This is a genomic window from Finegoldia sp. P3-F-LR (assembly GCF_052932165.1).
Map to the genome: position 1 here is coordinate 24,177 of NZ_JBRFJE010000019.1, position 10,376 is coordinate 34,552.

5 protein-coding genes are annotated in these 10,376 nt (G+C 35.4%); 3 read left to right on the forward strand and 2 right to left on the reverse strand.

Features of this window, described 5'->3' with window-relative positions; all coding sequences use genetic code 11:
* Positions 1-77: 77 nt before the first annotated feature.
* Positions 78-926 carry a hypothetical protein gene (locus tag ACU68U_RS07500; protein ID WP_156850253.1) on the forward strand — a complete coding sequence of 283 codons (849 nt, stop codon included), beginning with the start codon at positions 78-80 and terminating at the stop codon, positions 924-926.
* Positions 927-1,038: 112 nt separating this feature from the next.
* On the opposite strand, the gene ACU68U_RS07505 is transcribed toward ACU68U_RS07500, so the two are convergent.
* Entirely contained in the window at positions 1,039-6,978 is a 5,940-nt protein-coding gene (locus tag ACU68U_RS07505) for a G5 domain-containing protein (RefSeq protein WP_446763064.1), read from the reverse strand.
* Positions 6,979-7,289: 311 nt separating this feature from the next.
* Between ACU68U_RS07505 and ACU68U_RS07510 the strand changes: the two genes are divergently transcribed.
* Both ACU68U_RS07510 and ACU68U_RS07515 read left to right on the forward strand, forming a co-directional pair.
* Positions 7,290-7,838 (forward strand): hypothetical protein, encoded by a 549-nt coding sequence (locus ACU68U_RS07510; RefSeq protein WP_446763065.1) that lies wholly within the window; start codon positions 7,290-7,292, stop codon positions 7,836-7,838.
* A gap of 35 nt (positions 7,839-7,873) precedes the next feature.
* The gene (locus tag ACU68U_RS07515; RefSeq protein WP_446763066.1) at positions 7,874-9,169 is read left to right on the forward strand and encodes a cell wall-binding repeat-containing protein; all 1,296 of its coding nucleotides are present in this window, start codon (positions 7,874-7,876) and stop codon (positions 9,167-9,169) included.
* 84 nt (positions 9,170-9,253) lie between these two features.
* Here ACU68U_RS07515 and ACU68U_RS07520 read toward each other — a convergent pair whose 3' ends face one another.
* Positions 9,254-10,081 (reverse strand): hypothetical protein, encoded by an 828-nt coding sequence (locus ACU68U_RS07520; RefSeq protein WP_446763067.1) that lies wholly within the window; start codon positions 10,079-10,081, stop codon positions 9,254-9,256.
* Positions 10,082-10,376 lie beyond the last annotated feature (295 nt).

Sequence of the window (10,376 nt, forward strand, 5' to 3'; positions counted from 1 at the left end):
ATTAAATAATCAAATTTGTGAATTAATGTTTTTCAAATGGGTATATTATTAAATAAGAATATTAATTGGAGGAAACCATGGACGATAAGAAACAAGATTTTAAATCAAATCTCAAAAGTTATGTATCGGATGAAAAGATTGTTCAACCTGACGATTACTTTGAAGAAAAACCTGTAGAAGATGTGGACGATGTGAATAAGGTGTCAGATGTTACTGGGTCACAAGAATCCACGAAATCTAATGACGATTATTTTGAAGAAATTAATCAAAAATACACTAAAAAAGAACGAAAAGAAGATAACGAAGAATATGAAAACTACAAGAAAAACGATTCACCTGATTGGTATTTGAAATGCGTTAAATTTATCAGTGTATATGCTGACAAAATCTACGATTTTTACGCTTCGACAAAACACGGAATCATATATTCATTTTTGACATCAGGATTGATCGCCGCTTTGACTAGCGCAGTGTGGGTTAGCGTTACAACACAAGGTTCACTTGGAGAATTGTCGAAAGTTTTCCACAGACCTACGATTTCGATTATGACTTTGATTTTAGTACCGTTAATCAACTACGCGATGACAAGATTTATATACATGTTTACGAAAAAACACATGAGACCAACTCCACCTCCTTGCACAAGAGATGTGAAGGGCGGCGTGTTTTCGATAATTAATGGATTGTTTATGTTCATACTTACGCCATTGGGATTTATCGGTAGCATTATCGGCTGCTTCACTGGAATGGCAGCTTACTCTGCGACTTTCCTAGATTTGTATTTGGAAAAGGACAGCTTCAAGGTTGGTTTGAAATCATTCATCGCACAAATCGTAATCAAAGTTATCGTCTTCGTATTGGAAATGTTGTTGGTAGCTTTGGTCGGAATTTTAATTTATAATTCATTTTCAAATATGATTAGATAAAACTTTGCCCGATCTCAATTGAGGTCGGGTTTTTGTGTGCATTCAAAAAAGCCTAGCTCAATTGAGTTAGGCTTTGTTTGATTATTGTATAAGACTTATCTTGTTTTCAAGATTATCTGTCTTTACGTTTTTTCTTCAATCCTACGAATCCCGCTGCTGTCATCAATGCTGACATTGATAGCATCATAATTTCACTTTCACTACCAGATTTTGGTAATCTCTTAGGAGTTTTGTTATTTGTAGTTGTTGATTTTCCATCTACTTGTCCAGTAGCTCCTGGTGTCTTACCATTGTTTTCTGGTGTCTTACCATTATTTTCTGGCGTTTTACCATTATTTTCTGGTGTTTTACCTGGAGTTTCAGGATCTTTTGGATCTTTTCCACCTGGTTGGTCTGGATCTTTTGGATCTTTTCCACCTGGTTGTTCTGGATCTTTTGGATCTTTTCCACCTGGTTGTTCTGGGTCTTTTGGATCTTTTCCACCTGGTTGTTCTGGGTCTTTTGGATCTTTTCCACCTGGTTGTTCTGGATCTTTTGGATCTTTTCCACCTGGTTGTTCTGGGTCTTTTGGATCTTTTCCACCTGGTTGTTCTGGATCTTTTGGATCTTTTCCACCTGGTTGTTCTGGATCTTTTGGATCTTTTCCGCCTGGTTGGTCTGGATCTTTTGGATCTTTTCCACCTGGTTGTTCAGGGTCTTTTGGATCTTTTCCACCTGGGGTTTCTGGATCTTTTGGATCTTTTCCACCTGGGGTTTCTGGATCTTTTGGATCTTTTCCGCCTGGTGTTTCTGGATCTTTTGGATCTTTTCCGCCTGGTTGTTCTGGATCTTTTGGATCTTTTCCACCTGGTTGTTCTGGATCTTTCGGATCTTTTCCACCTGGTTGGTCTGGATCTTTTGGATCTTTTGGATCTTTTCCGCCTGGTGTTTCTGGATCTTTTGGATCCTTTGGATCTACCGGTGGGATTTCACAGACATTCTTAGTTCCAACTTTTATAATCTTCTTAACCGGTTTTTCAATTATATTTTCTTCTCTAGAAACTTCTTTACTATTTTCTATAGTTACTATTGTTTCTTTCTTACCTAGTTTACCTTCTTGAACAACTTCAGTTTTACCAGCTTCCATTTCAGGATCTTCTATGATTTCAACTTCAAAAGGAATTTCGCTTTCTACTTTAACTTTTCCATCAGTCTTGTAACCAATTTCTACAATCTTATTTGTAGGTTCAGTTCTCTTTTCAGTTACTTCAATTTTTCCTTTTTCTTTGTTGAATGTTATAGTGTACTCAACTTTTCCTTTTGAGCCTTCTTCGATGACTTTTTCTTCGCCTTCTTTAAGCTCTGGATTGTATCTGTACTCTGTATCTCCTGGAATTTCAGTTTCCTTAACAACTGGTTTAACACCAATTCTTACGACTCTGTCTTCTTTTTCTTCAATCTTTTCAGTTGATTCAGTAGTTACAAGTTTACCATCAACAAGTTTTGTAGTGATAGTTACTTTTTCTTTGCCTGGCTTACCTTCTTTTTCTATTTCTTGGAAACCAGCATCTTTTGTATCATCATAGATAATCTTTGTTTCAAATGGTATTTCTTTTTCTACAGTCTTAGTAGTTTCACCTTCAGGTTTTTTCTTACCAATTTTAACTATCTTATTAACAGGTTCTGTAGTTGTCTTGAAAGTACCTTCTTTGATTTCTTTTACTTTACCATTTTCTATAACGATAGTGTTAGTTCTTTCTTGTTCTCCTGGTTTACCTTCTTGAACAACTTTTTCTTCGCCTGGTTCTAAAGAGTCATCGTATTCTATAATTGTTTCGAAAGGAATTTCTTTCTTTTCTTTGAAGTCGTGAGTACCATCAGGTGTTCCCTTACCAACTTGGATAAGAGCGTCTTCTGGTTCTACTCTTTCTACTTTAGGATCGCCAACAACTTTAGAATCTTTGATAGTCCATGTTGTAGTTATTGTTCCAACCTTACCTGGTTTTACAATCTTATATTCACCTGGTTTAAGCTCATCTGATTCTTCTACTTTGTATCCAAATGGGATTTCTTCTGTGTGTTTTACTTCACCTTCAGTAGAATCATCACCAACAAGAATTACTGCATTCTTAGGCTCTCTAGTAGTCTTAAATTCAGATTCTTCAGTTACCTTAGAATTAACTATAGTTATAATTCTTTCTTTAAGTCCAGATTCTCCTGTTTGTTGAACTCCGTCAATTTCAGCGTACTTCCATTCACCTTTCTTAAGTGATGGGTCTTTTCTAACTTCAACTTCAAATGGAATTGTTTCAGTTTCTTTATATTGGCCGTCAGTTTTGGAACCAACTCTGATTTTTCTCTTAACAGGTTCTTTTGTTACAGTAGTTTCACCACGATTTTCTTCTCCAGCTTCACCATTTTTAATAGTTCTAGTAACCTTAGTTTCTTGTTCACCAAGTTCACCCTTTTGATCTTCAACAATTTCACCAGGTTTTAGACTTGGGTCAACTGTTACTTCTGTTTCAAATGGAATTGGATCCTTATCTACATATTCAACCGTGCCAGTATAGTCTTCACTACCAACTTCGATAATTTCCTTAACAGGTGCTTTTGTTTCTTTTGCTTCTGAAGTGCTAGTTACTTTTGAGTTTTCAATAGTAATTGTGTACTCTTCTTCACCTTCTACACCTTTTTGAACTACGTTGTATTCACCCTTCTTAAGTTTTGGATTTACTCTAACTTCTACTTCAAATGGTTTTTTACTTGTATAAGTGTGAGTTCCATCAGTTGTTCCAGGTCCAACTTCAACAATTCTCTTTACAGGAGCTTTTGTTTGTTTAGTTTCCCCTTCTACTGACTTAGTAACTTTGCCATTAACGATAGTATGGGTAACTGGTGTTTCCTTTTCACCAAGTTCGCCTTTTTGTATTTCCTTTACTTCTCCTGGTTTTAATTTCTTGTTAACTTTGTATTCTGTTTCAAATTCAACAGATTCAGTCTTTGTTGTTTTGAATTCACCTGTGAAGTCTTTATTACCAACTTTTATAACTGCATCGATTGGTTTTGTTTCTACGACTTTTGGATCTCCGTCTACTTTAGAGTTTTTGATTGTCCATGTAGTAATTCTCTCACCATTTCTACCTGGAGTTTCTATTACATATTCTCCTGCATTCAATTTAGGATCATATTCTACAGTGTATTTGAAAGGTATTTTTTCCTTGTGCTCTACCTTACCTTCAGTGTTTGCGCCTACTTTAATAATTTTCTTTTGTGGTGCTTTTGTTTGAGTATATTCGCCCACTTGAGTGTTTGTAACATTGCCATCTTGAATTGTAATAGTTGTAGTTCTAGTTTTTTCTCCAGGTATTCCTTCTTGTGTAACTTTTTGTTCACCTGGTGCTAGTTTGTCGTCAAACTCTATTTCAACTTCATAAGGAACTTCAACTTTTTCTTCAATCTTGTGTTCTCCGTCTTCAGTTCCTTCACCAACGTGGATTAAACGTTCTTGAGGCTCTTCTAATATTTTTTCTGAAGTCTTTTCTTCATCAATTACAGAGTCCTTGATAACATAAGTTACTTCTTTAGATCCCTTTTTACCTTCAGTAATAACTTTGATTTCGCCTTTATTAAGCTTTGGATCTTTTTCTACCTTAGTTTCAAAAGGAATGTCTTCTTTTTTTACATAAGTTCCATCTGTTCCTGATGCCACAAATTGGACTTCTGTTTGTCTTGTTCCCATTGGAACTTGCTTTCCATCTTCTATTTCGAAGTAGTGGGCAGTTACAGGAACGTTTAGTAATGCTCCATCAATTGACTGACCTTCCTCTGCATTTGGTACTGTAGCTGTTACTTTACCTGTCTTTTCATCTATAGTTACATTCCAAGTATTGCCCTTGTCGTCTACAAAGGTATCTGAATCTAGGGTAAACTTAGTTGGTCTTCTATTGTATGTGTCTTCTTCGTTTAGAATAATGTCAGATGTAAGCACATCTCCAGACTTACCTGCCTTTGCATTGTAGCGAGCAGTCATATTAGCTTTTTCTTTGATGACAAAGTAAGCATCTACATCTTCTGTAATATCTTCACCTGGTTTTTGCTTATCTACATAGTGAGCAATTACTGGTACTGTTAACTTTTCTCCGCCAACAAAGTCTTCAGGTTTTACAGGTTTTGCAGTGACCTCTCCTGTTTTTCCATCAATAGATACAGTCCATTTATGACCAAGATCGTCTTTAATAAACTTGTTACCTTCTTCATCAGTTTCTAAGTTGTCTGGAAGAGTATAGTGGTCTGGTTTTATCCTCTTATCATCATCTTTAACTGTGGCAGGTGAAGTTTGTTCTCTAGTTGGGTAGTTAACTTGAGTTTCATATTCCGGTTTGATGTAGGTTGACTCTTGGACTACAAAGTGGAACCAATGAGTATCTGTAGATCCGTTTGTATAGGTATATTTTATAGCTACAGCTACAAAGTCCCCTGCCTTGGCTGATGCTGGAGGAGTTATAGTAAATTTAGAAATATCATTGCCTTTAACATCTATCTTCCATTGGTCTTCTGGTGCCTTGCCTTTGTTCTCTTTTTCAATAAAATCTAGTATTAACTCTCCGGCAGCTTCTCCCCTGCTTTCTGCACCATTCATATCTGCAGCTGACTTGTCAGTTTCACCAGGGTTAGCTGGTGGAACAATTTTAACTTCAAAAGGCTCTTCTGGTTTTACAGCTGATGAGGTTACCTTTGTGGTATCATCACCGTTTCCATCTTCGAACCTTTGGTCATAGTACATAGTGTCATCAAGGTTTATCTTGAATTCACCTACTATGTTGTAGTGGTCGTAACGGGCAATACCTTGCTTGTCTATTGTTACAGATTCACCCTTGTGATTAATTACTTCTGTGCCAGCACCTGTTTCTGTGTAGGTTCCGTAGTTTTCTCCAGCTATTGCTTCAAACTCAGCTTTGGTTCTAGGACGAGCAAAGAATTTTACATCTAGACTTTGAATGTTTTTATATCCAGCTTTGCTAAAGATAGAATCTTCATTGATTACAGTCTTTCCATTAGCATCCTGCTTTAGAGCACCTTCTGGCATTTTTACTACAACCATATCATTTTCATCGATATAAGCTTTAGCACCTTGGACTACTTCCCCTGAAATTGGATTATAAACTTGACCCACTAGTCTTTCTCTAGCATTAGCATCAAGATTTTCAACCTTTATGCCAGTATTAATAGTTTGACCTTTGACAAATACTGTTTTATCATAATCTCCATTTAGATATATGAGGTTAAGCATATCATTTTCATTTGGCCATGGGTTGACTGTAAAACCAAAGGTAGCATTATTACCATGAGTAGCTTTTGGACCATTAGCATTGTCTTTTGTATAATTACTTTCCCAAGCCATCATAGTATTTTTGTTATTAATACTATTAATATATTCAAAATCTTCTTTTTCACCATAAGTGTTAAAATTCCTTAAAGTACCATTAGCACCTACATCTGTCACTGTTTTGGCTTTATAATTAACCTCTTTAAAGTCTCCTTTTTCAGAAAGCTTTTTCCCTATGTCATTGCCAGGGAGTTGTTCAATTTTTACAAGTTCGTTTCTACCAACATTAATGGAGTTTGAAAAATAAAAATCAGTATAAGTTCTTTGACCCTCATCTCTATCAAATTCTATCTCAAAACCCCAGAGAGTTTTGTCGTCGCTTGTTTCAGATGGTTCTAGAGTCTTGTATCGGAAACCATCAACAAACTCATTTTCCTTAGTAGAAGGAGAATAGCTGGCAGCTGGACCATTTCCCCTCTCCAATTGGGTATCTTTGTAGAAACCTACATTTTTTTCATTTCTAGCATAGTTAAAATCTGTTGCTTTTTGTTCTGGCACATTTGGATTATCTTGAACTTCTTTTTCCCCAGCTCTGACTGCTGCTTGTGCCTTTTCTTCAGAAATTCCAAGCTCTGTATTTGTTGCGACACTTTCTGCGTTACTTAGTGTATAAGTTTTCGCTTGTGGTGCCGATACTATTACTGCACTGGCTAATGCTGCCATGAGTAATTTTTTGTTAATTTTCAAGTTATTCTCCTCCTTAAATTATTGTAATTTCCTTGTAATTTATTTTATTTTTGAAATATACTAGTAGTTTAAAAATATTTAGTTTATTCTGATTAGATTATACTTTAAAATGAATACAAACGTCAACCAAAATCCTTTTTTCTCTTTATTTTGTCTTGATTGTTTTTATTTTATTCATTTTGTATTCAAAATGTTGTAGTATGTTATTCTTTTGTTTTAAAATGTATTTAGTGATTAATCTTATGAAATCCGATTATTGAATGCTTTGTTGTACTGGGTTATAATAAATGTATAAATTAAGAGGAGTTTTTATGGAAAATTTTTATGGTGAAGTATTTTCACGTTTACGAAAACATATCAATACGATAGAGAAGAAACAGGGTGCGTGGATGTTCACGCTGATTATTTCAGGAGTTATTAGTTTGCTTTCATTTATGTTGTGGATGAGGATAAGTCCTCCTAATTCGTCGCAGGATTTTCTGAGTTTATCCCTTCCATTGTCGTATTTTTCGAAGACTGTTATGACACCTTTTTCGTGTGTGTTGAGTTTTTGGATTGCGACTAGTTTTTTAAAAAAAGATATGGTGGCAAAGATTTCGAACGCAGAATTTTTGGCGAAGGCTAGTGTGTACACTTTGGTTACGATTGTGCTATCTTCTATGTTTAACACTAGAATTCCAGTTGTTAGTGTGATTGTGAATGTGATTTCGGGTTTTGTGTACAGCGTTGTGATGTATGACAAATTTAAGCCTTCTTTTTTGAACAAGGCTACTGTAACTGCTGCTATTGTGAAGATTGTTATGAGTGCGATTGGTTTTCTGATGGGTACAACTTTGTTGTTCTTCATCGTTGTGAATTAGTCGTGTGTTAGTTGGAAATTAATAAGGAGAGTTTTATGAAAAAATTGGTGGCTTTGATGCTTGTGTGTATGTTGAGCTTTCCTGTGGTTAGTGCTGCAGATAAGGATAGCCCAAGTAATACGCCTTCTAAAAAAGTAGAATCAAGTACAAATGAAACGAACGTAAGTAATACGAATGAACAAACTAAAAACGAGAAAAAACAGGAAGAAATCACCACTAATGAAGATGGTGTGTTCAAAAATGTGATTCACCAAAGGTTCCAAGGTGAAAACAGAGCGAAGACCGCAGTGAATGTGCAACGTCATTACTTTGCGAATACGAACAAGGTTATTCTTGTAAACGACAACGCATATCCCGATGCAATCAGTGCGACGAATGTGTCTATGGGCAAATACCCACTTTTGTACACTGGCAAGAATTCATTATCTGTTGAGACCAAATCAGCGCTTGACAAGATGTTCTTGGACGAGATTTATCTGATGGGTGGTGTGAATACTATCAGCAAAAAAGTTGAAAATAAGTTGAGAAAGAACTTTCCACACGCCAAAATCACTAGAATTATGGGAAATAACCGCTACGACACATCAGCAGAGTCTGCGAGAACACGTGCAAATACTACGAATTTGATATTTGCCGCAGGGACAAATTATGCCGATGCATTGTATGCTACAAGCCTTGCAGCACACCAAAACGCCCCAATCTTGCTTGTAAGTAACGAAGGATTATCACAATCTACGAGAAAATTTATACAATCAATCGGAAATATCGAACGCGTTACAATAGTCGGTGGAGAAATATCTGTAAATCAATCTGTGAAAAACCAAATCGAAAATCTGACTAAAAAAAGTGTCACAAGACTTGCAGGTGTGGACAGATACGAATCCAGCGTTGAAGTCGCTAAGAGAGTGAACGCAAATCCAGCGGAAGTTATCACTACAAGCGGTGAAGTGTTCGCAGATGCACTCGTGTCATCGACAGTTGCACAAAAAATTAAAGCACCAATCTTGCTTGTGAAAAAAGACGTGCTACCACTAAAAGTTAGAGAATATATGAAAGACACCAACTCCATCTACAAATTGACTACAATCGGTGGATACAACACAGTTACCAAGAACAATTACTCCACACAAGTAATATTGATATCGGGACTAGACATCGACAAGCCACTCATCGATAAACAAGGAAAAGGGCTCATCAAAGCATTCACAAAAGATTACAAAAAATACTACGTACTTCCAAACAACAAATATTACAACTCAATCAAAGAATACGACAAGCTATTCGTTTATTTGAGAGACGCGTTGGCAGAAGATTACAGACCATTGGAATAAAGTAGAAATGAATTAAAAGGGGCAATGTCCTCTTTTTTTTCATGCAAAAAATAGACGAATTGATTCGCCTATTTACTAGATTATTTAAAAGAACAAATAATTCAAAATATACACCGTAACTACCGACAGCAAAAATCCAAGCTCCGTAATTCTCGTTTTCGTTTTCTTATAAAAATCAGACGAAATCACAAAAGCTGGTCCAATCGCAGTGTACATAATTATAGATTTAATCAAAAGTTCATTATTCGTCACAGCACTCACAACGACGTATGTAAACACTGGAATTATCAGCAAATTCACAACAGTAAGCATAATGGATGTCAAATCAAACAAACTTTTCAAATCTATACTTGAAATTGCAAGTGCAAATGCGATTATAATCACAACTGAACTTGTCGATTGAATAATTTTTAGAGGAGTTATTATGTATGAGAACTTATAAATCGCACTAATACAAAAAGCTACGGAAAAGCCCATCGCCATCAAAAAGTCTGTCACATTGAAAATTCTCTTGTAAAGCATGTACACAAGATAAATCACACAAGAAATTATAATCAGATTGTTCATAATATTCTTGTCCATAACATTTTGCAAAAACGGCCTCATCACGATAATATTTGAGAAAATAAACGCAGGTTCCAACGAATCCTTGTCCTTCGTGTTGATTTGGAAAATCATCGTCATAATCTTAGACAATATCCACAAATACACAAAAAATACACCAAGTTTGATGTTGAAATTCTTATACGTAAGTTCACTCAAACTAATCGCAATATTCGCCGGAATAATTACAACGTAGTTTAATTTCGAAAAAAATGCGACAATTTGCTTTTCATTTGAAATCGTTCTGGCAAACAAAAATATAATTGCAAACACCACCAGAACACTTGTCCAGTAATTAAAATAACTCATACTATCCTCCAACTTTATTATACCATAGCATAATAGTAAATATGAGAAAAAGCAGACATGGCATTTATTGAAATAATTTATAAATAAATTTGTTGTAATTTGTTTAACACATCGTTGACATTTTGTAAACATTTTCCATGTTGCAAATCGATAAAGGGGGTATAATAGATTTAAGACCAGCTATCAAATGTCAAGAGAAAATAAAAAATAATTTATCTTGAAATTTAAGGCATGTCAAACAAGCCTAAAAATTTAGGCTTATCAAAATTGAATAACAACTAAATATTAGGTATGT

Excerpts from the sequence above, each read along its gene's own strand:
- ACU68U_RS07500 (WP_156850253.1), top strand. The coding sequence starts at position 78 with ATGGACGATAAGAAACAAGATTTTAAATCAAATCTCAAAAGTTATGTA.
- ACU68U_RS07510 (WP_446763065.1), top strand. The coding sequence starts at position 7,290 with ATGGAAAATTTTTATGGTGAAGTATTTTCACGTTTACGAAAACATATC.
- ACU68U_RS07515 (WP_446763066.1), top strand. The coding sequence starts at position 7,874 with ATGAAAAAATTGGTGGCTTTGATGCTTGTGTGTATGTTGAGCTTTCCT.
- ACU68U_RS07520 (WP_446763067.1), bottom strand. The coding sequence starts at position 10,081 with ATGAGTTATTTTAATTACTGGACAAGTGTTCTGGTGGTGTTTGCAATT.